The organism is Streptomyces sp. NPDC102274 (assembly GCF_044766385.1).
In the GTDB taxonomy this organism is placed as follows: Bacteria; Actinomycetota; Actinomycetes; order Streptomycetales; family Streptomycetaceae; genus Streptomyces.
The window spans coordinates 1-25,409 of the sequence record NZ_JBIWLW010000062.1 but is presented as its reverse complement, the minus strand read 5'-3'; the positions used below and the strand labels follow the sequence as shown (position 1 = coordinate 25,409).

The window sequence follows — 25,409 nt, the reverse complement described above, 5'->3', positions numbered from 1 at the left end:
ATGTCGCAATCCACACCGAACCCGGAAGGCCCTCACTCGTTCAAGACCCCCCGACCGTGATCGCTGTCACCAACCTCCATGGACAGAACACCTAGAGCCTTTCGTTTGGGTCAGGCTGGATCGGGGAGCGCCCGCCGCGGCAGCGGCTGATGTCCAGCGATGAAACATCGACGACGCACTCTCGCGTTATCGCCAAGCGGCAGAAGCAAATCACCATCTGTCAGCGGTCGGCCGTTCTCGGCCACTGACAGATGGTGAAGGAGTTCAGCTATGTACCCGGCCGACGAGCCTTTCCGTGGTTACCAGGGGTACCAGGCGCCGTTGTACCACTGCTCGCTGGCGCTGTCGTTGTGGTGATCCATGTTGAAGTCTTCGGGGTAGTTCTTGACGTGGTTGTCCGGGTAGGTCCAAATGCCGGCGGACTCGTCGCAGACGTAGTCCCAGTGGCAGATCGTCTTGACGGGCACGTTGCCGAAGAACCTGTCAGCACCCGCGAGCGGAGCGCCGACGATACCGCCGAACGGCACGGATCCGCCGTTGGCACCGGGAGGGCCCTGGCGCTTGGGGTCCGCGATGAGAATGGCGTTGACGTTGTCGAACGTCTGCCAGTTCTCGGTGACCCAGATGTGCACCACCGCGGCCCCCAAGGAGTACCCGCCCATCTTGACGTGCTGGCCCGGACACGCGGCACGTTGGTCGCGGACCAGCCGGTTCAGCTCATTGACGCCTGCCCGGGCGCTCGCGCCGTTGGGGATTTGGGTGGGGTAACCGACGTGCTGCTGGATGTTGCCGTAGAAGCCGTCGTTGTTCCATGAGCTGCCAGTGCCCCCGACAACGATCGTGTAGGTGCCCTCGCACGGAGCTGCCGCTTGTGCCGTGGCCGCCTGTGCTGTGGCACCTTGTGCCGCTGAAAGCCCGATTGTCAGCAGAAGTCCGGCTAACGCGGCCGTGATCCTTCTGGCTCGCATTCAATCCTCCCCATGTAGTTGGCCTACGCGTCCGCCTTCCGATGCGGAACGCGGTCGGCCGAGGTCACCGGACGACAGTGGCAGTGAGCGATGACATCCCGATGAAACCCGCGGAGCCTGGGCTACAGGACGGTTCCAGAGTCTGGAAAGCCGTTGTCCTTCCGGATGTGATCACTGAATTTCCGCTGGTCAGGCATGGTTTTGGTGGTGGGTGTTCGGCGATCCCCTTCATCAGCCGGGGCTGGTCGGAGTGGACCCCCTGCTCCTGACTGGTGCGGGTGATGTGCTCCGGGGCGTCGAGGTTCATCTCCATCGTGCCCAGGGTGCCCGGGTAGTTGGCGGCATCCAGGTCGGGTGCCTGCTCAATCAAGGAGGCATAGTCGACCACAGTGGGCATGACCAGTCGCAGGCGAGCTCGGCGAACTTCTGTGCCGAGACATTCGCCAAGCCGACCAGGGCGGTGGCGTGCAGCCGGCCGTTCATGGTCGCGTACACCATGTCGAGCAGGGCGGTGTTGTAGAGCACCGCGAGGCCGGTGTCGTCGCCGAGGTTGCGCGGATCGCCCATGCTCGTCGGCGCCGCCCGGTGCTTGTCGAAGACGTTCCGCGAACCGCTGTACAGGAAAACGGCGTTATCGTGACTGGACTCGCGGCCGGGTGCTCGTCGCCTGGCGGATCGCCATGCCCGCCGTGCCGGACGACATGGTCAGGTGCCCCTCCGACAGGGCTTCGCCCGGCCGCCGGGATGAACTGACGTGCCGCACATCGCTGTCGATGAGTCTCTCGTGCCTCAACCACAGTCCTCGCGACTGCCCCTCCGGGAGTTACGGATTTGGAGGCGCAGGGCAGGTATCGGACTGCCAAGCGCTGCCCTCGGCCCCTTACGGGCAACGCGTCCGTCAACGTCACGTACGCATGCGTTTTCAGGAAGGACACGGACATGGCCATCCGTCCGCGCGGAACTGGCGGTCTCCCGCCCGCGTTCACCGCATCCGAAACTTCATCGTTCTTGGAGTTCCTGTCGGTACAGGCCCCGGACCTGCTACCCACCGGTCCCGCCTTACCCTCGGTGAAAGGCGGCTTCGAGGCGCCTCATGGCACCACCATCGTCGCGGCGGGATACGCGGACGGCGTCCTGGTGGCCGGGGACCGGCGCGTCACGATGGGCAAGGTCATCGCACACCGCGAATACGACAAGGTCTTCCCCGCCCATGAGCACTCGGCCATAGCCATCGCCGGGACTGCGGGCCTCGCGGTCGAACTCGTCAAGCTGTTCCAGCTGGAACTTGAGCACTACGAGAAGATCGAGGGCGCGGCCCTCTCCCTCGACGGCAAGGCGAACCGGCTCACCACCATGGTCCGGGGCAACCTCCCCATGGCAATGCAGGGGTTGGCCGTGGTACCGATCTTCGCCGGCTACGACCTGGACAAGGGTGAGGGGCGCATTTTCTCCTACGACGTCACCGGTGGCCGGAGCGAGGAGAGAGGCGTGGCCGCCACCGGATCCGGTTCTGTGTACGCACGTGGCTCCCTGAAGAAGCTCTACCGGGAGGGCATGTCGGAACAGGACATCGTCATGGCCGCAGTGCAGGCGCTCTACGACGCTGCGGACGATGACTCGGCCACGGGCGGCCCCGATCTCACCCGACGTCTCTTCCCACTCGTCGCGCTCGTCACCGCGAATGGGTACCGACAACTGGGTCAGGACGAAGTCGCCGAGATCGCCCACGCGGTGGTCGAGCAGCGTCTTCAAGCACCCGACGGTCCCCGAGCGCCGCTCCTCTAGAGGCAATATCAGTATCAGTGACATGGCCGCCGGCTCGATGCCCCGCCCGGTGGACCGGTAGACACGTTGCTCTGCATCGGATTCGGTAGCCGCAAAGCCGCCGGAATTGGTCGCAGATCAACGGGGAATCTTTGTTTCCGGTCGTGGGACGAGCCATTCGACGAACGATGAACGCGCGCTACTCGCACCGTATCTGCCGAAACCCGGCCATCGGGGCGGGCGTTGGAACGCCTGGCGAGGAGACGGCCGTCGTCGAGCGGTCGCTCAGCGCCTGCTCTCCGCCGCGGACCTGAATGCGTCAAGCCTGGACTGGTGCGGTTGGTCGATGAGGGCCTTCGACTCGTCGACGAGGCCGGTCAGTCGGGCCACCTCAGCGTCGGTCAGGTTCTCGGCGACCTCGGCCGCGGCGATGTTGGCGCGCAGGTGATCGGGGTTCGTCGTGCCGGGGATGACGACCACGGCCGGGGAACGGCGCAGCAGCCAGGCCAGCGCGATCTGAGCCGGCGTCGCGCCGAGGCGTTCCGCGGGGCCTGTCAGCTCGTCGTAGCTGGTGAGCTGCCCAGAGGCCAGCGGGAAGTAGGGGACGAACATGATGCCCCCGGCCTCGCAGCCGGCGAGGACCTGGACGCCACTGCGGTCGAGCAGGTTGAAGCGGTTCTGCACGGCCGCGATCGGCGTCATCTTCTGCGCGCGGGCCAGCATTTCCGGCGACGCGCCGGACAGACCGATGCGGCGGATGAGCCCCTGGTCGCGCAGTTCGACGAGCACGCCGAGCGATTCCTCCAGCGGCACGTCGCTCTGCGGTGCCGGACCGTCGCCGCCGAGCCGCAGGTACGTGAGCTCGCTCGCCTCCGTCCCCAGGTCGGCCAGCGACTCGTGGACCTGTCGGCGGACCGTGTCCGGGTGGTCGGTGACGATCCACGACCGGTCCGGGCCACGCCCGGCGCCGACCTTGTTGCCGACGATCACTCCCTCCGGGAACGGCCGCAGCGCCTCCCCGATCAGCCGGTTCACCGTACGCGGCCCGTAGGCGTTCGCGGTGTCGAAGAACGTGACTCCCAGCTCGACCGCCAGGCGCAGTACCCGCCGCGCCGACTCGGGGTCGTCCGGCGGCCCCCATACGCCGGCCCGGCGAGCTGCATGGCGCCGTATCCGACACGATTCATTTACTTCTCCCTCGCGTATCACTGCCACGCCAATATGCGTAGCAGTGCCTGTCTCAGTGATACGCCGAATGCCGTAGCATTGCAACTGTGGACGATGCGAAGACCCGTACCCGGCGGCAGATCCTCGAGGTGGCGGCCGGCATTCTGGAACGGGAGGGCGCCCAGGCGGTCTCCACCCGCGCGGTCGCCGCGGCGGCCGGCATCCGCGCCGCCTCCCTCTACCAGCTCTTCGACGACAAGGACGGCCTCCTCTCGGCCCTGGCCATCCACGCCTTCGACATCTACCTGGCCGAGAAGCACACTCTGGCGCGCACCGACGACCCCGTGGACGACATGCGCCGCGGCTGGGACATCCACGTTGAATTTGGCCTGCGCCACCCCGCCTTCTACCTGCTGATGTTCGGCACTGATCGCCCCGGCCGCCGTCCGCCCGCCGCCGACGAGGCCAACGACCTCCTGCTGAAGTTCCTCGACCGCGTCGCCGCCGCGGGTCGCCTCCGGGTACCGACCCCCCTCGCTGCCCGCCTCTCCTCGGCCGCCGTCATCGGTGTCACCCTGTCGCTGGTCGGCACCCCCGCTGAAAACCGCGACCTGGGGATCTCCGCGAGAATGCGCGACACCGTCATCGACTCCCTCACCACCGATCCGCCCCCGGCCATGGATCCCGGCCTCGCCTCCCGGGCCGTCGCCCTCGATGCCGCCCTCACCACCACGGACGGGGCCACCCTGCCGCTCAGCCCGACCGAAACCGCACTCCTTCGCGACTGGCTCCACCGGCTCGCCCGCTGACCCGAACGGTCACGCGGGCTGTCCGGCGCAGCCTCGTTTCACCGGACCTGCCGCTCTCACCCTCGCGCCGATCGCCCTACGCGGGATCGCGAAGTTCACGGAACGCGCCGGCCACGCCGACCGCGAACCCGGTCGTGAAGGAGATTCCCGCGGAGCAGTGGCAGCGGATGGTCGAAACGAAGGTATGGCGCAAGGGCTGCCCCGTCACGCGCGAGCAGTTGCGCCGCGTCGAGGTCAACTACGTGAACAAGGCTGCGGCAGCACATCCCCGCACGGCATGTGCGTGGGCGCGCTCCTGCGTAACAGGTCGAGCGCGCTCACCTCTACGATGAGCGCATGGCATCAAGCCCCCATATAGCAGATGCGCACGCTGTGCAGGAACCGGAAGCCGGCGAGAGGCTGAACGTCGCCGCCTCGGTCCTGGGTCTGCTGGCGGACCGCACCCGTCTGGCCCTGCTGGAGCGGCTGGGGCACGGAGAAGCCGACGTCACCACCCTCACCGAGGCGTGCGGCGCGGCCCGCCCCTCCGTCAGCCAGCACTTGGCCAAGCTCCGTCTCGCCGGCCTGGTCACCAGCCACAAGGACGGCCGCCGTGTCGTCTACTCCCTGCGCCATGGCCACCTGCGCCGCCTGGTGGACGAGGCGTTGAGCGTCGCCGACCACCAGATCGGCGCTCTGCCACCCCACGACTGACCCGCTCGCTCCCGGGACGTACTCCTTCCCGAGAAACATGTGCTCAGGTGCGCACATGTTGTCTATAGTGGTGAGGAGCTCATCACACCGACCCGGGACGGGGCCGATGCTGTCTGTGCTGCGCAACCGCACCTATCGCCACCTGTTCACCGCTCAGGTGGTCGCCCTGGTCGGCACCGGCCTGGCCACCGTGGCGCTGAGTCTGCTCGCGTACGACATCGCGGGGGATCAGGCATCCGCGGTTCTGGGCACCGCGCTGGCGATCAAGATGATCGCGTACGTCGCCATCGCCCCGCTTGCCGGAGCCGTCGCCGACCGAATACCCCGGCGGACCCTGATGGTGGCGATGGACATCACACGCGCCGGTGTCGCGCTCACTCTGCCCTTCGTCACCCAGGTCTGGCAGATCTATGTCCTGATCTTCCTGTTGCAGGCGGCGTCGGCCGCGTTCACGCCGACCTTCCAGGCCACCATCCCCGAGGTGCTGCCCGCCGAACGCGACTACACGCAGGCGCTGTCGATGTCCCGGCTCGCCTACGATCTGGAGAGCCTGTTCAGCCCCGCGCTCGCCGCCGGTCTGCTGGCCCTGGTCTCCTACAACTGGCTGTTCGCCGGTACCACGGTCGGATTCCTGGCCTCCGCCGCCCTCGTCGTCTCCGCCGTCCTGCCCAAGCCGGCCGCCGTGGAGCGAACCGGCGGCGTCTACGCCAAGGCCGCCTTCGGCGCCCGACTGTTCTGGGCCACGCCCCGGCTACGGGCCCTGCTCGCCCTCGACTTCGCGGTCGCCGCCGCCGGCGCCATCGTCTTCGTGAACACCGTGGTCCTGGTCCGTGACCACTTCCAGCGACCCGCAGGCGCGCTCTCTCTCGCACTCGGCGCCTACGGCGCGGGCTCCATACTGACCGCCCTGCTCCTGCCCCGGCTGCTGCGAAGGTCCGGCGACCGCGCTGTAATGCTCCCCGCCGCCTTCGCCCTGCCCCTGATCCTCGCCGCCGTCGCCGCCCTGAGCGCCACCGCGCCCAGCACGTGGTCATGGACCGCGGTGCTCCTTGCCTGGGCCGCGATCGGAGCCGCCTGCTCCGCCGTCCTCACCCCCGGCGGACGTCTGATCCGCCGCTCCGCCACCGACGCGGACCTGCCCGCCGCCTTCGCCGCCCAGTTCTCCCTCTCGCACAGCTGCTGGCTGCTGACGTACCCCCTCGCAGGATGGCTGGCCGCCCGCGCGGGCCTGCCGGTCACCGCCGTGGTCCTCGGCGCCATCGCGTTGGCCGCCACCCTCACCGCCACCGTGATCTGGCCCACCCGCGACCCCGCACGGCTCGACCACATCCACAACGACCTGCCCCCCAGCCACCCTCACCTCACCGGCGCCCGCCCCGTCGACGAAGGCTGGCAGCACCGCCACCGCTACGCCATCGACCAACACCACCGCACCTGGCCCGAGGCCCAGAGACTGACCTGAGGGTCCGGGCGCCGGCGGACATTCCGGATCTCTCTCCGTCGAGGGTCGGGGATGGCTCATGATGGTGGCCGCCATGGTGTGGACGATCGGTTCCCGCGCAGCGCGTCGAGTCGGCTCAAGTCTGCTGACCGTCGTGCCGGTGGCCGCTGCCCGCGCCACAGTGTTCGCCGCGACGAGTACGGGACTCGCTGTCACAGGGCACCACCTGGCTTCGGCACAGCCGGTGCCCTGGCGAACCGTTTGGGCCCCCCTCGGCCTGCTCTTCCTCGTGACGGTCCCGGCCACGCGCAGGCCGAGGTCACTGCCCGCGGTGACGGCAGCCACCGGAGCCGCGCAGGTCACGCTGCACTTGTGGCTCGCACGCGCACCAGGCCACTCCGCCGGGGATCCGCACACGACGGCCGGCCACGGCGCTTCGCACGGAGTGCACGAGGCATGGCATGCCGGCCATCACGGGACAACGATGACCGCGACGCACATCGTGGCGGCTCTGCTGGTTGCCTGGTGCCTACAGCGAGCGGACGCCGCGTGCTCGACCGTCGGGGAGTGCCTCGGTGACGTCATCGTCGAGTTCGTCGTACGGCTGCTCCCGATAGGACCTGTCCGGACGGCGTCCCGCGTTCTGCGACCTCTCCGAGCACGAGCGCAGTCGCCTCCACGCAACTCCCTGGTACTGGCGCACGTAGTGGTGCGCCGAGGTCCTCCGACAAGGCGGCCCGCTGTCGTCACCTGACCTCGGGGCGTGCTTCGGCATGCCCGCAAAAACCTTCATCACCATGGGAGTTACCCGTGTCCCGTATCACCCGGCCGCGCTTCGCGCGCCGCCTGTCCGCCGTCACCGTCCTGGCTTTGGCGACCTCGTTCGCTCTCGCCGTACCGGCTTCGGCGCACGTCGAAGTCGAGGCCGAGGGTGCCAGCGCCCTCGCCGAGAACGTCACTCTTGACTTCAACGCGGAGACAGAGTCCGACAAGGCCGGAATCACCAAGCTGGAAGTGATCCTGCCGGAGGGCATCACCCCTGCCGACGTCACGTACAAGGACGGCCCCGCGGGGTGGGAACTCGCGGTCACCGAGCGGGGTTACACCGTGGGCGGCCCAGCGGTCGCCATCGGCGAGGACGCCGCGTACGCCGTGACCGTACGACAGCTCCCGGATGCCGAGTCACTGGCCTTCAAGGCGCTCCAGACCTACAGCGACGGTCGCGTCGACCGATGGATCGAACTCGAAAAGCCCGCGGAAGGCGGGCACGGCAGCACCGCGCCCGTCCTCGAACTCGCACCCGCCGAGCCCGGCGCCGAGTCGATCAGCCCCAGCCCGTCCGCCGAGCCCACCACGGCTGCGCCGTCCAGCCCAGAGGCGAGTGAGCCGACGGCCACGCAGAGCACCGCCGAAGCCGATACGGCCGGCGCGAAGGACGAAGGCACAAGCACTGTCGCGATCGTCGCTCTTGTGGTGGTCGTCGTCGCGCTCGTCGGCGGCGGCGTGTGGTGGTTCCGGCGTCGCAGCGGCACCACCACGACCTGACGGCCTTCTCTGGAAGTCATGCATGCTCCGAGCAGGCACCACGGGCACATCGAGTGCCGCACAACGGGTGCCTGAAAGGAGCAATGCCCGCAGGCTTCCTGAAAACTCCTTTACCGCAAGCGCGGTTCTGCCAAAACCCCCGCCATTGTGCGGCGCGGGGGGGGGGGGGGGCGCCGCCCCCCCCCCCCCCCCCCCCCCCCCCCCCCGCCGCAGCGTTCTTGCGCGGGACGTCGCCCGACTTCGCGGAGCCTTTCGACTTCCCTCCGGTCGACAGCGCGTTCCCCATGTGGCTGGCGAAGCAGTACGGCTGGTCGAGGGCGATCCGCCGGTCCGCCGCGTCAAGCGGAACCTGCCGGACGAGCCGCCGCCGGATGCGTTCCTCCGGCTCTGTTCGACGGTTTTCTCGCGGGGGCTCCGGCCCGGGGCTGAACGCCCCAGCGTCAGGCAGGAGCCCGTCATGAGGGTCGTCTCGAAGCCGGGGCCCGCTGATTGAAAACATCAAGGGCTGGTCGAAGTCGGCTCCTTACCGACGGGCCTGCAGGCGCCAAGGACCGTCTCCGAGATGAAGCGCGGAGCGTCCATCTGATCCAGCCGCCCATGGGTCACGTCTGTCGCTGCGCCCTTGATGACGTGGTGCAGGACGTCGGCCAGCCAGTTCGCGGGGAGGTCTGCACGGAAGATCCCTTCCGCCTGACCTCGACCAATCAGGTCGCCGACGCGCTGCGCCGGCTTGGCATGGAGTTCGTGCACCCGTCCGGGCGGCAGGATCGTCTGCGCCGCTTGGAGGACGGCGCTCGACTGGGCGATCAGCAGCCAGCTCGATTCAATCAGAGCCCGCAGCGCCTCCCGAGGGTCGCCCGTGAGATCCAGTCGTTCCAGGACCTGGTCTCCTTCGGCGAGAAGTCGTTTCAGTGAGGCCTCGATCAGGGCGTCCCGGGACGAGAAGTGTCCATAAAGGGTCACGCGGCCCACCCCGGCAGCCTGCGCGATCTCACTCACGCTCGCGTCCGGGTTCCGGCTCAGGCAGGCGACTGTCGCGGCAAGGATCTTCTCAACGTTGTGCTGGGCGTCAGCTCTACGTGCCGACTTGGTCTCCGTGCGGGACATGCCACCCCTCAAATTGAACAGCCATGTATGAGTTACAGTATCCGACGGAACTCGAACACCTCTGTTCGACTTACCGAGGGGATTGAACGCCATGACCGAATCCGCGACCTCTACCAGACCGGCCCAGAGCCCCGACCCACGACGCTGGAAGATCCTCGGACTCGTCGGCATCGCACAATTGATGCTGATCCTTGATGTCACTGTCGTAGCGATCGCCTTGCCCCATATGGGGGCGGAGCTCGGGCTGGGGCGCGAGACGCTCACGTGGGTGGTGAGTGGCTACACCCTTGCCTTCGGTGGCCTTCTCCTTCTCGGTGGTCGCGCGGCTGATCTGTTCGGCGCCCGCCGCCTCGCGCTCCTGGGGTTGGCACTGTTCGCCGCCGCATCACTGATCACGGGACTGGCCACCTCCGGACCCGTGCTCTTGGGAGGTCGTGTCGCACAGGGCCTCGCCGCAGCTGTCCTTTCCCCGGCGGCGCTGTCGCTGGTCGTCACCCTCTTCGAGGGCGACGAGCGCAACAAGGCGCTGGGGATCTGGTCCGCGCTCGGCGGCAGTGGCGCTGCTCTGGGGGTTCTCCTCGGCGGACTTCTCACAGCGGGACCGGGGTGGCCATGGGTCTTCTACATCAACGTCCCCGTTGGGCTCGTGGTGCTTCTGACGCTTCGTGCACAACTCCCGGCGCGGCCGCACCCGGCCACGAGGGGGCGACTCGATATAGCGGGCGCGGCATTGGTGACCGCGGCGACCGGCACTCTGACCTATGCCCTGATCAGGGCTGGAGACCAAGGGTGGGCGACCCTGACGACCGCAGCCTTCTTCGTGGCCGCCGCGATCCTTTACATAGCCTTCGTGGTTCGTCAGCGCCTGGCCGCGAGCCCGCTCATGGATATCAGGCTGCTGATCCGCCGACCGGTAGCGGCCGGGACTCTGTTGATCCTCGTGGCCACCGCTTTGATGATCATGGTCTTCTTCCTCGGCACGTTCTATCTGCAGGACTATCGTGAGTACGGTGCGCTGGTCACCGGCCTGCTCTTCCTCCCCGTGGCCCTTTCGACGATGGCAGGGGCGAGCGCCGCGGGCCGGGTCATCGGCCGCACTGGACCTCGTACGCTCGGAGTGTTCGGACTTCTCCTCGCCGCGGTCGGCATGGCGGTTCCCGCACTCTGGGGCGGGACCACAGCATTGGTGATCGGCGTCGCGGTTGCGGCCGCGGGCACTGGAGTGGTTTTTGTGGTCGCTTCCGCCACGGCATTGGGTCAGATCGAACCACACGAAGCCGGCCTGGCGTCTGGAATCGTCAGCACGTTCCATGAGTTCGGGGCCTCGCTCGGCGCCGCCGTCGTGTCGAGCATGGCCGCGGCAAGCATCGCCGGAACCGACGCCGCAGGCTTCTCGCGTGGCTTCGCGACAGGGGCGATCGTTGCCACTGCTGCCGCTCTTCTCGCGTTCTTCATCACGCCGAAGCCACGCTCCGAGTGAGCGAGTGCTGAGCATGGGCCGGTGGGAGCGTGGGCTCCCACCGGCCCCGGGTGCTCGCGCGCGTACGGCGTCGTCTCCACGTTCCCGGGCGGCTGTCCCAAGGCAGCGGGCGTGCGACGCTCACGTCCCGCTCCTCACACCCTCAACTCACGAAGTCGCCCGGCGTGGCGGCATGCATCAGGACCGACAGCGGCACCTCCGACCGGTCGGTGCCGACCGACAGCAGCCGTGTGAAGTCCTCTGCCCAGCGTGCGATCGTCGCCGCGTCGAAGAGGTCCGTGGAGTACTCGAAGATCAGGTCGATGCTTCCCTCCCGAGGCACCAGGACGACGTACAGCTCGTTGCGGGCGACATCAACGGTGGGCTCACTCCGGATGTTCGCCGTCAGCCCGTCCAGGTGGAGCGTGGGTGGAGGGGTGGTGACAACAGTGAACAGGACTGTGGGATAGAGCCTGTCCATGTCCTGGGGCGCCAGTACGCGGACGATCTCATTCAACGGCAGCCCCTGATGGTCGAGGGCGTTGAAGAGGGTGTCTCCCAGGTTGTCGACGAGATCGGCGAACGTGGTGGCGTCGGAGATACGGGCGCGCAGCAGAACGGAGTCCCCGAGCAGACCCACCACGCCCTCGTGCTCCTGGCGGCCGGCGCGGTTGGCACTTGAGGCGGCGAACACGACGTCGGAGGAGCCGTCGCGCAGTCGGGCGGCCCATACCGCGAAGGTGGCGGCGAGCACGGTGTAGGGCGTGGTGCCAAGACGCGAAGCGACCTCGGCGACGCGTCCCGGTACGGCACCGTCGACGAGGTGCTGGTGCAAGGCTCCTCTGCCGGAGAGCTCGGCCGGCCGAGGACGGTCGGAGGGCAGCTCCAGGCGCAGAGGGACATCCCCGAGCTCAGCTTTCCAGAAGGCCTCGAGTTGGGCTCGGCGCGGGCCGCGGAGTTGCTCCGCCTCCCAGCGCGCGTAGTCCGCGAAGTGGGTGCTGGGCGGGTCGAGGGGCTTCGCGCCCCCGTGGTTGTACAAGGCCTGAAGCTCGTTCCACAGAACGCTCATTGACCAGCCGTCGCAGACCGCATGGTGCAGAACGACCATCAGGACCCACTGGCTCCCGGCCCGCTTGCCGAGCCGGAAACGGAACAGAGGTGCCCGGTCCATCCTGAACGGTTGCGTCGCCTCCACCCGGCACCAGCGGTCGATGGCCGCCGCGTCGAACCGGGTGAGGTCGTCGATGGGGACGTCGACCGGAACCTCCCGCAAGGTCTCGACCAGAAGCTCATCGTCGCGGCGCAGGGCCCTGCTTCGCAGGGCACCGTGGCGTCGTACGAGTGCATCGAGCGCCCGGGTCAGGCCGGCCGGGTCCAGTTCGCCTCGCAGGTCGATCCGGTGAGCGACGTTGTAGACGCTGGGGTCCGCGCGCTCGTGATGGCGGCGCCACAGTCTGCGCAGCGTCGCGGGCATGGGGACGGCTTCCACCGACAGCTCAGGGCCGGAGTCGATGCGGTGGGCGACGGCCCGGATCGTCGGCGCGCGGAAGAAGTCCGCCATGGACAGGGCAAAGCTCTGCTCTACGGCCAGTCTGTTCAACAACCGTACGGCGCTCAAAGAGTGGCCACCGAGTTCGAAGAACGAGCGAGTGACCGGCACGCTGCTCGCGTCCAGTTCGGTGCACCACATTTCGTGAAGCGTCTTCTCCAAGGGGGTGTTCGGTCTCTCGTCCTCGTTCACCGGGCCGCTCCCTGCCCGAGGGACGGGCAGTCGCCGACGATCCAGTTTCCCGGCCGTGTTCACCGGCAGTCTGTCCAGCCACACCAGGTGTCCGGGCACGAGGTGGTCGGGAAGTTCGGCGGCCAACTCGGCCCACAGGCTTTCGGCGGGTTCGGAACGGGGAGTCGACGGCGTGATGTACGCGACGAGTTCTGTCTCCCCATGGCTGTCCTTGCGGGGCAGGACAGCTGCGTCGCGGACCTGCGGCCGACGCATCAGTGCCTGCTGCACCTCGGCGGGTTCGACGCGGTGGCCTCTGATCTTGACCTGGTCGTCGATGCGTCCGAGATACTGAAGCGATCCGTCGGAGTTCCAGCGGGCCAGATCTCCGGTGCGGTAGAAGAGCTCTCCCTTGCCGATGGACCGGAAGACCGCGGCGGTCTCGTCGGGACTGCGGTGGTAGCCGTGCGACACCGCGGTGCCGCCCACATGAATCTCACCCGCGACGCCCCAGGGCACCTCGATACCGGCGACGTCGAGCAGCTTGACGCGCACGCCTGGAAGAGGAGTTCCGATGGGCGGGTGGGTGCCCCGGGTGGGGTCGACCCGGTGCGAGGTGGCGATGACGGAGGTCTCGGTCGGGCCGTACTGGTTGTACAGCGCACACTCCGGATGCGCGGCGAGGAACCGGAGGAACGCCGGGGTGAGTTCCAAGGCCTCCCCCGCCGAGAACAGTTCCCGGAGCGCCGGCACGTGGGGACCGGTGTTGACCAGGTACTTCAGCGGCGTGCACGGCATGAACATCCGTTGCACCTCGTGGCGGCGCAGCGTCTCGGTGAGTGCCACCGGATCGTGCCGCAGTTCATCGTCGACAAGCACAAGGGCCGCACCGGATGCCAGGGTGGTGAAGATCTCCTGCACGCTCACGTCGAAGGCGGGCGATGTCCACTGCACGGTGCGTAGGGCTGGATGCTGTTCGATGTGGCGCAACACCAGGTTGACGGGGCCCCGGTGGGGCACGACCACACCCTTCGGACGGCCGGTGGAACCCGAGGTGTAGATGCAGTAGGCGGGATCCTCGGTGCGTACGTCATGGACCTCGGCATCCAGTGTGTGTTCCGGCTGCCCCTCGCCGGTGGCCCCCTCCACCGTGTGCACGTGCCACTCCGGGAGAGCGGTATATCTGCCCGCCGTTGCCTCATCCGTCAGCACCAGCGCGGGAAGGCCGTCGGCGAGTATCTGTTCGACGCGGGCCGAGGGCAGGGACGCGTCGACCGGGAGATAGGCGGCCCCGCTCTTCAGCACCCCCAGCAGTGCCGTGATCAGTTCGGGGCCCCGTGGGAGAACCACCGCGATCCGTTCGCCGCGGGCGGCCCCCCGCGACCGCAGCCATCGCGCGAGACGGGACGCCCGCCGGTCGAGCTCGCTGTATGACACCTGCCCTGTATCGGTGAGCAGAGCTACGGCGTCCGGGGTCCGGCGCGCCTGTGCTTCGAACAGTCCGTGCAGGGTCTCCTCGACGGCGGGCAGGGGCTCCAGCCACCGGCCGAGTCGCGCCAGGCCGGTGCGATCAGTGTCGGTGAGCGCGGTGAGCGCGGACAGCGGGGCTTCGGGATCCGCGAGGGCCCGCCGCAGCACCTGCTCCATGTAGTCCACGAGCCGTCGCACATCGCTCTCCGCGAACAGGTCCGTGTCGTACTCGGTCATGAATCGCAGGCCCTGCTGGTGATGCGTCACGTAGAAGCTGAGGTCGAAGGGTGCCCGTTCGGAGGGCATGTCGATGAGCGTCGCGTTCAGCCTCGGCGGGTCGAAGTCCACCTCTCCTTCGTTCTCGTACTCCACCATCACCTGGAAGAGCGGGTTGCGGCTCGGGGCGCGATGCGGATTGAGCTCGGAGACGATCTCGTCGAAGGAAACGTCCCGGTGTTCGTAGGCGGCCGCGCTGCGTTCCTTCACCCGGCGCAGCAGTTCGGTGAATCCCGGGTCGCCGGTGAGATCGAGTCGGAGGGCGACGGTGTCGAGGAACAGGCCTATCTCGTCCTCAGCGCCCTCCGGCCTGGCCGCCACGGCCGTTCCGACCACAATGTCCTCCTGTCCGCTGAAACGGCCGAGTACGGCACCGATCGCGGCGGTCATCACCATGAACAGAGTCGAACGCCGATCCCCGGCAAAATCCCTCAGCCGGGCAACCATTCGAGCGTCCAGCGTGTGGGTGTGGCTCCCGCCCGCGCCGGAGCGGACGGGCGGACGAGGCCGATCCGAGGGCAGGGACACATCGGGGGCGCCCTCCAGTTCACGTCGCCAGAAGGCGAGCACCTCGGCCACCCGGTCAGGGGCCACAGCGGCCTCCCGATGTGGGACGAGGGGCCGGAGAACCGGGTCGCCGTCGCGCGAAGGACGGTAGTGAGCGGCAAGCTCGCGGGTGAAGACGACGGTGGACGACGAGTCGAAGACGATGTGATGGGCAAGGAGAAACAGGAGGTGCCGTTCGTCCGAGAGTCGCAGCAGTCGGCAGGAGAACAGCGGTCCCGTCGTCAGATCGAAGGTCCTGGCCCCCTCTGTCAGCTGAACGGAGCGCAGCGCCTCCGCCTCGGTGGAACCCGTGTGGTCCTCCAGTGGGCAGTCGGCCACAACGTCCTCGCGGCTCTCCCGGTACGGGACACCGTCAACGGTGCCGAAGAGAGTACGCAGAGCGGGTTGACGCGCGACGGTGCGCCGCACGGCCCACCTCAGCCTGGCCACATCCAGCGGGCCGTCCAGGAGGATCGCCTTCGGCTCGTGGTACATGCTGGTGCCCGGGTACATCTGTTCCACGAGCCAGATACGGCGCTGAGCGGGCGACAGGGGCCTTCGAACGGGCTCAAGGTCTGCGGACGCCTGTTGTGTGCGAGCCCGGAGAGCGTCGAGCGCGGGAAGCGCGGCGAGCACCTTGTCAGCGGGGATGCCGAAGTCCACGAAGCAGGCGATCTCGTCCGCCCCCGCTCGTAGGAGCTTTCGTAGCGTTCCGGCCACCGACTCGGCGTCACCGATCAGGGCACGTGAGGCGCAGTAACTCTCGTAGGCGCGGCTGAGCAGGAAGTCCACGTCCTCCTGGGGCGTGTTCTCCAGGTCGACTTCGAAGCCCAGGCTGTTGGTGACTTGGTCGAAGAGGGCCAGCGAAGAGCGTAAATACGAGACGAAGGGCTGGTACGCCTCGGCGCGAGCGCTCTCGGCGTCCGCACCGAGATAGGTGTGTACCAAGACCACGACCCGCCCCGTCGCGGGATCGTGACCGCGCTCGGCTCGGGTGCGCCGGTAGAGCGCGATGTTCTCGGCCAGCTGCTCGACCGACTGCGACATCAGGTTGGTGACGATGCCGAGCCCCTCGGCCGCGGCACGCCGGTAGCTGTCGGGATTCCCCACCACCGCTACGTACAGGGGCGGCATGTCCTGTACGGGGCGTGGCTGCAGCCGGATCTCGACAGGTTCGCCGTCTCCCGCGGCCATGGTGAGTGCTTGGCCCGACCAGAGCGTGCGTACCGTCTCCAGCCGCTCGTACATCGCCTCGCGATGCGCGCCGAAGACTTCCGGCGCCAGCGCGAAGTCCTTGGCGTGCCAGCCGCTCGCGAAGCAGAGGCCGACCCGACCGCCGGAGAGGTTGTCGACGACCGCCCACTCCTCCGCGACCCGAACCGGGTGGTGCAGTGGAAGAACGACTGAGCCGGCGTGCAGCCGAACCCTGCTGGTGCGGGACGCGAGCGCGGCGGCGAGCACGGAGGGGTTGGGGAAAGGCGCACCGAACGAATTGAAGTGCCGCTCAGGGAACCACAGGGCGTGGAAGCCGTGGCGGTCCGCGAACTCGGCGGCCGTCATGATCAGCCGGTAGGTGTCAGGGGTGCCGGTCTCGGGATAGTCACCGAAGAAGTAGAGGCTGAAGTCGCAGCCGCTGTCGTTGGGTTGGGCTGCTTCGACCACTGGAAGCGGTGCGGGAACCTCAGCGGGAGCATGCGGTATTGGGGCCGTGTCGGCATGCGTGTCCCCGGCAATGGGAGGGATGGGTGATGACAAGGCGGCGTCGGCTGGTACCGATGTCGCGCCCGAGAACATCTCAAGTTGGCGGGACATCAGGCTTGTGACCTGGTCCACGAGCTGCCCGGCAAGCCGCAGCTGCTGCGTCACAACATCTCGCAGGCCCGTTTCACGATCCGGCTCCGGCTCCGGCTCCGGCTCCGGCTCCGGCTCCGGCTCCGGCTCCGGCTCCGGCTCCGGCTCCGGCTCCGGGACGGTACAGGGCATCGTCTCAGGAGCCCCCGGCGGCAGTTCCCCCAACTGCGGTTCCACGCCTTCCCTTTCCGCGGATGCCGTTGGAGGAGCCGCCGGGCGCGGACCGCCGCCGAGTCGTATGACGAGTTCGGCGAGCTTGCGCGGACTGTCGGCGTCGGCGAACAGCTCCCGAACGGGGATGCGCACTCCGTGGAGCCGCTGCAACTCGGTGGTCATGTTCATCAGGGTCAGAGAGTCGGCGCCCAGAGCGAAGAATGAACGGTCGGGCGCGACATCCTCCGTATCGACAGCCAGCTTCCGAGCTGTCAGCTCGCGAATGGTGGCGGTGATCTCGTCGAGTGTTCCGCCGCTGACCGTCGATGTCGGCACCACCGCTGGTACGGCCGTCGTGAGCTCGGATGCCGAAGACCGCTCTTGCGCACCGGCCACGGCATCGAGGAGTGGGTAACGACGCCGCCTCAGTGGATGGCCGGGGAGCGGCACCCGGCCTCCCCCGCGAGAGACCGCCTGCCAGTCGACCTCGGCTCCCCGCCGATAGAACTCCCCCAGAGACACCAGGAAACCTCGCCACTGTTCGCGTCCTTGCCCCTGGCCGGGCACCCAGCGGCTGTCAGGCAGACAGTGTCTGCCAAGACGGGTGAGCACATCGCCGCTGCCGATCTCCAGAAAGTCCGAGCAGCCTTCGCGTGCCGCTGTCGCTGTCGCCAAGTCGAAGCGGACTGGTTGTCGTGCCTGGCTTACGAGGTAGTCGGCGTCGACCGTCCAACCCGCCGGACGTATCGTGCCGTCGAGGGTGCTCACCAGGGGAACACGCAGCGGGTGAAGTTCCAGGCGTTCCGCGCGGGAGCACAACTCGGAGAGCAGGGGGTCGAGCTCCGCCGAGTGAAAGGCCCGGTCCACGGGGACAGCACGCCACGCAACGCCCTCCTGGTCGAGAAGACGACACGCTTCGCTCAACACATCCGTTGGGCCGGACACGACGTGGGAGAGCGGCCCGTTGATCGCGGCCAGTTCAGCGCCCGAGGCGTGCGCTATACGCAGGGCGGTCTTCATGTCGGCCCGTAATGTCAGCATTCCCCCGGGCCCGCATTGCTGCTCCATCAGCCTCCCCCGCCAGGCGGTGATCCGCAGACCGTCCTCGACGGACATGGCTCCGGCGGCACACAGCGCCGCGTACTCGCCGACGCTGTGTCCGAGCACGAGTGCGGGGCGGACGCCCACAGCGCGCCACAGCTCCGTAAGGGCCACCTGATGGGCGAAGAGGGCGGGCTGGGCAGTGCCGGTCGGCCAGACGGCACCGGGGTGCCCCGTGGTCGTCTCCAGGAGCAGAGGGAGCAGAGTGCCACCGAACTCCTCGGCATAGACCCGCTCGCACAGGTCAAGAATCCTTCGGGCGTCAGGGTGGGCTTCGCTGATCTCACGCGCCATGCCTGGGCGAGCACTGCCCTGGCCCGCGTAGGCGAAAGTCTGCTTGGTGAAGGGACCGCCATCGACGGCCGCGCCCCCCAGTGCTCGGGCGATCTCTTCCGTCGTACGCCCCACCACGGCCGTGCGGTGCTTCCTGTGGGGCCTGCCCAGAGCGAGAGTGGCGGCCACGTCCGAGGGGTCCAGGTCGGGCTGGTCCAGCAGCCGGCGTCGCAGGCCGGAAACGAGTTCGGCCAGAGTCTCCGGGTCTCGCGCGGAGACGGGCACGAGCACCGGATACCGGGCAGGGGGTGGGACGTGACGGGGCGGCGCCTGTTCCAGGATCACGTGTGCGTTGGTGCCCCCGGCGCCGAGCGCACCGACACCGGCTCTGAGTGGCAGCCCCGGCCGCGCGGTCCAGGGCTTCAGTTCTGTGCCGAGCACGAATGGGCCGCCGTCGAGAGGCAGAGCCGGATTGGCTCGGCGCAGGTAAAGCGTCGGTATGAGGGTGCGATGCTTCAGCATGAGGACGGTCTTGATCAGCCCTGCCATGCCGGCACAGCTGTCCAGGTGGCCTACAGCAGGCTTCACCGAGCCCACAGTGCAGAAGCCTGTGAGCTCTGTTCCTTCGCCGAAGGCTCGCGACAGCGCCTCGAACTCCACCGGGTCACCGAGCTGTGTACCGGTGCCGTGAGCCTCCACGTAGGAGACTGTGTCCGGCGGAACCGCGGCTCTCCGCAGTGCTTGCCGTACGACCTCCGCTTGGCCGACCAGCCCGGGCGCGCTGAACCCTGCTCTGCCCGCCCCATCGTTGTTGACCGCCGAGCCGAGGATGACGGCGTGAACGGTGTCGCCGTCGGCGAGGGCACGGTCGAGCCGTTTGAGCAGTACGGCGGCGACTCCGTTTCCGCCCACAGTGCCGTCGGCATCCGCGTCGAAGGCCCGGCATCGCCCGGTCGGCGACAGGATGGAACCCGGATGGCTGCGGTAGCCGGAATCCTGTGGGGTGTGCACGGCAGCGGCGCCCGCGAGAGCCATGTCGGCTTCGCCGCTGATCAGCGACTGGGCGGCCAGGTGTACGGCGACCAGCGAGGTCGAGCACGCCGTCTGGACACCGATGGCGGGGCCGGTGAGGCCCAGCCGATAGGAGACTCGGGTGGCGAGGAAGTCCGGTTGCCGCCCCATGACCGTCAGCAGCCCCGTGGCCGGATCGCCCTCGGAGCCCGGTGATTCCTTCGGAAACGCCTTCTGGTGATCGTAGAGATTCATTCCGGAGCCCGCGAACACACCGACGCGGCTGTCGCGGTCCGAGGCCGCGTAGCCCGCTTCTTCCAGCGCCTCGTGGCAGCACTCGAGGAAGAGCCTATGAGCGGGGTCGGTGAGCCCGGCCTCCCTGGGACTCATTCCGAAGAAGTCGGAGTCGAAGCCCTCTATGTCTTCCAGCACACCCCCCACGGGGACATGGTCCGGCGGGGTTTCACGCCTCGGAAAGACACTGACGCTGTCCTTGCCATCGCGGAGGTTCGCCCAGAACGCGTCGACCGACGGCGCTCCCGGAAAACGGGCGGACATTCCGATGACGGCGATCCGGTGCTCCGGCGCCTCGGCTGCCGCGGCCCTTCCCGAAGGCGCTTCCGGTGCCGGGTCCGAGTCCCGGTTCAGGGCCTGGGACGGCGACGGCGTCGATGTCGATGTCGATGTCGGTTGCGCGGCAGCCAGATACGACGCGAGCGCGGAGACCGTCGGGTGCTCGAAGAAGGCGGTCTGCGGTATGGCACGGTCCAGACGCTGTTCCAGTCGGCCACGAAGTCGGGTAAGGGTAAGGGAATTCATGCCCAGCTCGTAGAAGGGTGTTTCCGTGTTCGCCGTGTGTCCGAGGAGTGCGGCGACGTTCTCCCGCACCGTCTCGAACAGATCGCTCTCCTTGCCCGGGGCAGCGTCAAAGACGGCTGCCAGCAGGCGGTCGCGCAGTTCAGTGCGACGTATCTTCCCCGCCGGTGTGCGCGGGAACTCCGTTTCGATGACGGGTACGGTACGCGCGACGGTGAGCCGGAGCCCGGCAAATATGGCCGCCTTGATACGGCCGGCGACGCGCTCGTCCGCGTCGGCGCTGCCGAGGCTGACGAAGAACACGACAAGAGACTCCGTGCCGGTGTCCGGATCGGGTACTCCGACGGCGGCAACTCCGGCCGCCCGGACTTCCGGCACGACGGCGGCGACGTCCTCGACCTCATAGCAATAGACGTTGTGCCCGTTCACGATGATCAGATCCTTGCTCCGGCCTGTGATCGTCACCTGGCCGTCGGTGAGAAACGCCAGATCACCGGTGTCCAGCCAGTCCCGCCCGGCCGGGAAAGCAGCACGGTCGGCCTCCGCGTTCCTCACATATCCACGGGTGACACGCGCGGCGGACCTCACCTGAAGCCTGCCGATCCGTTCCTCGGGAAGAACCTCTCCGCGCTGGTCGACGACGCGCACCTCCGCACGGTGTGCGGGCGCTCCGACGGCGACGAAGGTCAGGATGTTCCGCTCCGGCGTGTCCTCGTCGGCACGGATGAGCCGCCCGCCCAAGCTGTCCTTGCGTATGCGCTGGACGGCTGCCGGACCGTCGAGCTTTCCGTAGGTGATGGCCGTGACCGTCTCTGCCATCCCCCATGCGGGAACCAGGTGTTCAGCTCGAACGCCGAAGGGCTCCACGGCGGCGAGGAACCCGTTCATCACCTGGAGTGGGATCTTCTCTCCGCCGCACAAGAGGGTCTTCATCCCGCTCAGGTCCCAGGTGCGGTCCGGGCGCTCGCGGATCGCGTCGGTGATCAGCCGATAAGCGAAGGCCGGCCCCCAACTGTGGTTCGCCGCATGCTCGTCGAGCAGATCCAGCCAGCGGAGCGGCGCGGCCAGCACATGACCGGGCGACGCGTGGACATTGGTGCAGCCGACGAACACCTCGAGCAGGTGGTACAGCAGGAATGCTCCGCTGTGGTCCACCGGAAGCCAGTTCACCGTCGTGTCATCGGGCTGTACGCCCAGGATCCGCCGAGTGCTCGCCGCGAACTCGGCCAGCCCTTCGTGGGTGAGCTGTACGGCCTTGGGCACGCCGGTGCTGCCCGAGGACAGCATCAGCAGGGCGACGTCGGATCCCGCCGGCTCCTCATGGATCTCGGCCGACGGGTGACTCATACAGTCCTCGGCAGCCACGGCCCGCAGGCTCGGGGCAGCCACCGCCAGCACGGCCACCCCGGCGCGGTCCGTCACCACCAAGGGCGAACCCAGCAACTGACAGGTGTGGCGGAGCCGTTCCAGGGCGGGAGCGCCCGGCTCGGCGCGTTCGGCGATGGCCACCGGCTTGGCGCCACCGAGCAGACAGCCCCAGAGGGCCGGGAAGAAGTCGGGAAACGGTAGACCGACGAGCACGATGTCGGCGCCGGGACGCAGGCCCTGCTCACGCAGTCCGGTGAGCATACGACGGGCCTGGGACAGGAGATCGGGATAGAGCAGCGTACTCGTACGGCCCTCGTCCCCGACAGTGATGACTCCCGCGCGGGGAAAGCGATCCGCCGCACGCAGGAGTGCGCTGACCGCGTCCAGTGGATCGTCGTCGGTGAACGTCAGCTCGGGACCCCGGTAACTGGCTCCCTTGGGCGTTCGGTCCATGAGTGTGCGCTCCTTCTCGTCATGCTGGTTTTCGGCCTGCCTTGCGACGGCCGTTGAGAGATATGAGGAGTAGTACCGCCGCTCCGCAGAAGGCCAGTCCGTGGAAGACGCCCACGACCGTGAGTGCGGTCCACCGGTCGAGCGCGGCCGCGGCGGTCACCATGCCGAGAGCGAATCCGCAGGTCTCCGCCGTGGCGGACAGGCCGAACAGACGACTTCGTTCCCGGTCCGGTGCCGCTTGGAGCCGTGAGGTGTAAACGATCTCTGTGAATCCGTCCGCGATACCCGCGAGGCAGACGATCGCCATGAGCAGAAGGGGCGTCTCAATGCCGGTGAAGGCCAGTACGAAGCACAGTGACATGGCACAGGTACCGCCCGCGAGCGCGCGGACGCCCCATCGGCCCTCCATACGAGAGGCCTGACGACCCTTCAGCAACTGGTGGGCCACCAAGGTGCCTACTGCCCAGGAGGCCCAGAACTGGGTCATGAACGCGGCCGGATTCTGTGGCGCGCGAAGAGCGGCCACCACAGGAAGCGCAACGTTGTGGGAGGAAGACGCAAGCGCGTCGACACCTCTGAGCAGGATCAGGCCGAGCAGCAACGCAGGTACCGCGGTCCAGATACGCCGGACAGCAACGTGGTTCGGCTGCACGGACCCCTGTGGAAGGGACGTGGCTTCATCGGTCCGGTGTTTGTCGGCCTCGTATTTGTCGGTCGGGTCTTCGTCGGTCGGGTCTTCGTCGGTCGGGAGGCGCAGGAAGAAGATCACCGCCGCGGACACCAGGAAACTGGCGGCGTTCACGGCGAATGCGGCGCCGTGGCCCGCGAGCCCGATGACAGGTGCGGCGGAGGCGAAGCCGGCCACGGTGGCCAGGGAACGCGCCGTCGCCAGCCGGCCGTTGGCCCGCACCCGTGCCCCGGAGCCCACCATCACCGGGACCGCGCTGCGCAGAGCGACAGTGAAGAAGGTGTTTCCGGCTCCGAGCACGATCACAACCGCGACCAGCAACCCTTCGGAGGCCGACCTGACACACAGCGCGAGAACCACCATCGCCGCCGCCTGACAGACATCCGCGATGAGCATCAACCGCCTGCGGCCGACCCTGGCCGCCAGTGCACCGGCGGCCAGTCCGGCCAGGAAGCCGGCGAACAACCGCAGAGCCATGAGTAGTCCCAGGCCGAGCCCGCTGCCCGTGACCTCGTAAGTGAACAGACTCAACGCGATGAGGTTGAGATAGTTTCCGTAGGAAGACACGGCGTAGCCGGCGACAAGCGCTCCCGCGCGCCTCGGGAATGGGGGCGGACGGGGGACCTCGCGCGCGGGTTCCGAGCGCTGGGCGACCACAGCTGCCCGGTGTAGGACTTGACGAATTGTCACAAGGTTTCAGAGCTCCGCGATTGGCGATTGGCGGTCTACATGCTTGCCTACAAGGCATCGCGCCTGCGGAAAACACCGACCGGCAGCTCGATGCGCCGGTCGATCCTGTCCTGTTCCCAGGTCCGGGTATCGGTCAGCCACCACTCTTGCGCCGCGATCTCCAACCCACGTACTGCCGCCACTGAGAAAGAGCGATCCGCTGATCTGGGGGGGAGGACGTGATGTCCCGGCTGTGTTGGGAACTGGTCGCCGAGCCGAACAGGAAGTACAGCGGGGCGTCGGGCCAGGGGTACCTCAGTGTCGCCACCCCTGGGCTGCCTCCCGGGGACACAGTGGCCAGGTTCAGGTAGCGCGCCTCGTCGAGGAGTCGCCGCGTCCGGTCGGCCATGCTCTCCAGGTCCGCCGCGGTGACGTGCGGTGGAAGGGGTGGGTACCGTCGGGCATCCGAATCTCCAGGGGTTGCGAGCGGGCTGAGGGACGCCGTCCTCCGGGGCTGTCGGGAGCTGACCTGCGCCGGTCAGCCTGTTGAGGAGGCGACCGACGCGGGACGTTCATCCGCACACGACTACGTGTGCCGAAGGAATACGGACAGCGCGGTGACGCCGTTGCCGATGAAGGTGTGCTCCGGCTCGGTCTCGTCGGGCTTGCTGGCGAGTTCGAGCTGAGGGAACCGGTCGAACAGCGCCGGCAGGGCTACTTGGGCTTCAAGACGTGCGCGGTGTGAGCCGGGGCAGAAGTGCGCGCCGAGCCCGAAGACGGGGTGGTCCTTGTCCGCTCGGTCACTGTCGAAGGCACCCGGGGCGTCGTGGACGCCGGTGTCGCGGCCATGGGCTCCGTAGCGGATCACATGGCGTCGCCGGCCCGGATGGCGGCTCCTTCGCCGAGGTCGATGTCTTCGATGGCCCATCACATCGGCAGACGCATGACCGGACGGTGGACACGCGGTGACTCCTCGACGGCGTCGTTCCACCGGTCGGGTTGGGCGCGAAGGGTGTGCAAGTGTTCCGGATGGGCGAGGAGTTCGCGCACCACGCGATCCATGAGGCTGATGGTGGTCGTACTCCCCCACCGTGGGCTCGCTGTTCGGCCGGCACGCCGAAGGGTTCGCAGAACATCTCAGTTGGCACAGGGGAGGAGAAGGCCGCGTACAGTTCCACGGCTTCGTCGCACGACCAAAACTTGTGCCATCGCCTGGAGATGGTCTCCGAAAGAGCTATCGCCACGCGCCACGGACCAAAGTAGTGCGGGACGATTCCGTTTTTCCTGCGTACTCCGCAGCCGCGCGGCGAGGCACATGGCATCCATGCTGCCGTAACGGCACAGGAGGGCGGTGAAAGATTCCAGAAGGATTACCACAGACGGAATGCAGCGTTCCGTCTTTAAGGCCTCGATCCGCAATACCAGAGAGGCCGACAAAGCACTACACCAGGACACACCTGAAGCCTGCCTGGCGGCTAAGTGATGCCGGGGAAGAGGCAGCTCAAAAGGCGGAACTTCCGCGATCCTCCGTTGCAAGTCTTCCGGAATCATCTCATCGCTTTCCGTCGAAGCAGGTAGCCATTGAGGCTGCCCATCATAAACAGCAGGAAGGCTCGGGGACCTCGGTCGGACAGGGTGCACCCAGCTACGCACCACCACGTCGACACCCACTCCCACCTGGGAGAACGAGTCGCTCACGCAACAGCTACGACGGACCATCGCCCCAGCCCCTTGGGGGGTGGGGCATGAACCACGACTCGACCTAGGACGCCAACCCGAGCCACCCTGCCATCCGGAAATCAAATTGATCAAGCGTCAGATGGTAACGAGAAGGTAAAGATGCCACCCGTCGATGCCCATTCCGCACCACACTCCACTCATAGCGTGAGGGTATATCACTCCCGCTCAATCCAAACTCCCGCACATGATATGCAACTGCACCTTCAGGTCACACCGAAAGCGTTGAGTCGCGGGGTTCAGCCCGAGGAGGTAGGCGATGCGGGCCGGTCCCCACCGGCGCGGCACGCGGACCTTGATGATCCGGCGTTCGGTGCGGGTCGG

At 67.7% G+C, this 25,409-nt stretch carries 16 protein-coding genes and 1 pseudogene; 6 read left to right on the top strand and 11 right to left on the bottom strand.

Annotated elements, in window-relative coordinates; genetic code table 11:
* Positions 1–299: 299 nt before the first annotated feature.
* From ACIRQP_RS39875 to ACIRQP_RS39865, 3 genes are all read right to left on the bottom strand, one after another.
* Positions 300–968 carry a cutinase family protein gene (locus ACIRQP_RS39875; protein ID WP_403899989.1) on the bottom strand — a complete coding sequence of 223 codons (669 nt, stop codon included), beginning with the start codon at positions 966–968 and terminating at the stop codon, positions 300–302.
* A gap of 64 nt (positions 969–1,032) precedes the next feature.
* Positions 1,033–1,275 carry a hypothetical protein gene (locus ACIRQP_RS39870; protein ID WP_403899990.1) on the bottom strand — a complete coding sequence of 81 codons (243 nt, stop codon included), beginning with the start codon at positions 1,273–1,275 and terminating at the stop codon, positions 1,033–1,035.
* Positions 1,276–1,334: 59 nt separating this feature from the next.
* Positions 1,335–1,535, bottom strand: a complete 201-nt coding sequence (locus ACIRQP_RS39865) for a hypothetical protein (RefSeq protein ID WP_403899987.1) — start codon at positions 1,533–1,535, stop codon at positions 1,335–1,337.
* Positions 1,536–1,907: 372 nt separating this feature from the next.
* Between ACIRQP_RS39865 and prcB the strand changes: the two genes are divergently transcribed.
* Positions 1,908–2,753, top strand: a complete 846-nt coding sequence (prcB, locus tag ACIRQP_RS39860) for a proteasome subunit beta (RefSeq protein ID WP_403899985.1) — start codon at positions 1,908–1,910, stop codon at positions 2,751–2,753.
* A 264-nt stretch (positions 2,754–3,017) separates the two neighbouring features.
* Here the strand turns inward: prcB and ACIRQP_RS39855 are convergent, their stop codons facing one another.
* Positions 3,018–3,947 (bottom strand): aldo/keto reductase, encoded by a 930-nt coding sequence (locus tag ACIRQP_RS39855; protein WP_403899983.1) that lies wholly within the window; start codon positions 3,945–3,947, stop codon positions 3,018–3,020.
* A gap of 59 nt (positions 3,948–4,006) precedes the next feature.
* Here ACIRQP_RS39855 and ACIRQP_RS39850 point away from each other — a divergent pair, with 59 nt between their 5' ends.
* The 4 genes from ACIRQP_RS39850 (at position 4,007) to ACIRQP_RS39835 (ending at position 8,387) form a co-directional block, all read left to right on the top strand.
* The gene (locus ACIRQP_RS39850) at positions 4,007–4,708 is read left to right on the top strand and encodes a TetR/AcrR family transcriptional regulator (protein ID WP_403899981.1); all 702 of its coding nucleotides are present in this window, start codon (positions 4,007–4,009) and stop codon (positions 4,706–4,708) included.
* A gap of 336 nt (positions 4,709–5,044) precedes the next feature.
* Complete coding sequence (locus ACIRQP_RS39845; RefSeq protein ID WP_403899979.1) at positions 5,045–5,401, top strand: ArsR/SmtB family transcription factor; 357 nt, start codon at positions 5,045–5,047, stop codon at positions 5,399–5,401.
* Between the two features lie 106 nt (positions 5,402–5,507).
* Positions 5,508–6,863 (top strand): MFS transporter, encoded by a 1,356-nt coding sequence (locus tag ACIRQP_RS39840; RefSeq protein ID WP_403899977.1) that lies wholly within the window; start codon positions 5,508–5,510, stop codon positions 6,861–6,863.
* 789 nt (positions 6,864–7,652) lie between these two features.
* Positions 7,653–8,387: a DUF1775 domain-containing protein gene (locus tag ACIRQP_RS39835; protein ID WP_403899975.1), complete on the top strand. Its 735-nt coding sequence runs from the start codon at positions 7,653–7,655 to the stop codon at positions 8,385–8,387.
* A gap of 498 nt (positions 8,388–8,885) precedes the next feature.
* Here the strand turns inward: ACIRQP_RS39835 and ACIRQP_RS39830 are convergent, their stop codons facing one another.
* A complete protein-coding gene (locus ACIRQP_RS39830; protein WP_403899973.1) occupies positions 8,886–9,494 on the bottom strand; it encodes a TetR/AcrR family transcriptional regulator in 609 nt (202 codons plus the stop codon).
* A gap of 91 nt (positions 9,495–9,585) precedes the next feature.
* On the opposite strand from ACIRQP_RS39830, the gene ACIRQP_RS39825 reads away from it, so the two are divergent.
* On the top strand, positions 9,586–10,974 hold the full coding sequence (locus tag ACIRQP_RS39825) for an MFS transporter (RefSeq protein WP_403899971.1): 1,389 nt from the start codon (positions 9,586–9,588) through the stop codon (positions 10,972–10,974).
* Positions 10,975–11,116: 142 nt separating this feature from the next.
* On the opposite strand, the gene ACIRQP_RS39820 is transcribed toward ACIRQP_RS39825, so the two are convergent.
* The 6 genes and pseudogenes from ACIRQP_RS39820 to ACIRQP_RS39795 form a co-directional block, all read right to left on the bottom strand.
* Positions 11,117–21,991 (bottom strand): amino acid adenylation domain-containing protein, encoded by a 10,875-nt coding sequence (locus ACIRQP_RS39820; RefSeq protein ID WP_403899969.1) that lies wholly within the window; start codon positions 21,989–21,991, stop codon positions 11,117–11,119.
* Positions 21,992–22,010: 19 nt separating this feature from the next.
* Positions 22,011–23,336 carry an MFS transporter gene (locus tag ACIRQP_RS39815; protein WP_403899968.1) on the bottom strand — a complete coding sequence of 442 codons (1,326 nt, stop codon included), beginning with the start codon at positions 23,334–23,336 and terminating at the stop codon, positions 22,011–22,013.
* Positions 23,337–23,502: 166 nt separating this feature from the next.
* Positions 23,503–23,757: a pyridoxamine 5'-phosphate oxidase family protein gene (locus ACIRQP_RS39810; protein ID WP_403899966.1), complete on the bottom strand. Its 255-nt coding sequence runs from the start codon at positions 23,755–23,757 to the stop codon at positions 23,503–23,505.
* Positions 23,758–23,934: 177 nt separating this feature from the next.
* Positions 23,935–24,216 (bottom strand): hypothetical protein, encoded by a 282-nt coding sequence (locus ACIRQP_RS39805; RefSeq protein WP_403899964.1) that lies wholly within the window; start codon positions 24,214–24,216, stop codon positions 23,935–23,937.
* 59 nt (positions 24,217–24,275) lie between these two features.
* Positions 24,276–24,410 (bottom strand): hypothetical protein, encoded by a 135-nt coding sequence (locus tag ACIRQP_RS39800; protein ID WP_403899962.1) that lies wholly within the window; start codon positions 24,408–24,410, stop codon positions 24,276–24,278.
* A 903-nt stretch (positions 24,411–25,313) separates the two neighbouring features.
* Positions 25,314–25,409: pseudogene (locus ACIRQP_RS39795) on the bottom strand (IS481 family transposase); the annotation flags it as partial.

What these genes read in the sequence shown, in the direction of transcription:
- ACIRQP_RS39810 (WP_403899966.1), bottom strand. Translation starts at nt 23,757, where the DNA reads ATGGCCGACCGGACGCGGCGACTCCTCGACGAGGCGCGCTACCTGAAC.
- ACIRQP_RS39870 (WP_403899990.1), bottom strand. Translation starts at nt 1,275, where the DNA reads ATGAACCTCGACGCCCCGGAGCACATCACCCGCACCAGTCAGGAGCAG.
- ACIRQP_RS39875 (WP_403899989.1), bottom strand. Translation starts at nt 968, where the DNA reads ATGCGAGCCAGAAGGATCACGGCCGCGTTAGCCGGACTTCTGCTGACA.
- ACIRQP_RS39800 (WP_403899962.1), bottom strand. Translation starts at nt 24,410, where the DNA reads ATGGATCGCGTGGTGCGCGAACTCCTCGCCCATCCGGAACACTTGCAC.
- prcB (WP_403899985.1), top strand. Translation starts at nt 1,908, where the DNA reads ATGGCCATCCGTCCGCGCGGAACTGGCGGTCTCCCGCCCGCGTTCACC.
- ACIRQP_RS39865 (WP_403899987.1), bottom strand. Translation starts at nt 1,535, where the DNA reads ATGGGCGATCCGCGCAACCTCGGCGACGACACCGGCCTCGCGGTGCTC.
- ACIRQP_RS39830 (WP_403899973.1), bottom strand. Translation starts at nt 9,494, where the DNA reads ATGTCCCGCACGGAGACCAAGTCGGCACGTAGAGCTGACGCCCAGCAC.
- ACIRQP_RS39840 (WP_403899977.1), top strand. Translation starts at nt 5,508, where the DNA reads ATGCTGTCTGTGCTGCGCAACCGCACCTATCGCCACCTGTTCACCGCT.
- ACIRQP_RS39825 (WP_403899971.1), top strand. Translation starts at nt 9,586, where the DNA reads ATGACCGAATCCGCGACCTCTACCAGACCGGCCCAGAGCCCCGACCCA.
- ACIRQP_RS39845 (WP_403899979.1), top strand. Translation starts at nt 5,045, where the DNA reads ATGGCATCAAGCCCCCATATAGCAGATGCGCACGCTGTGCAGGAACCG.
- ACIRQP_RS39820 (WP_403899969.1), bottom strand. Translation starts at nt 21,991, where the DNA reads ATGGACCGAACGCCCAAGGGAGCCAGTTACCGGGGTCCCGAGCTGACG.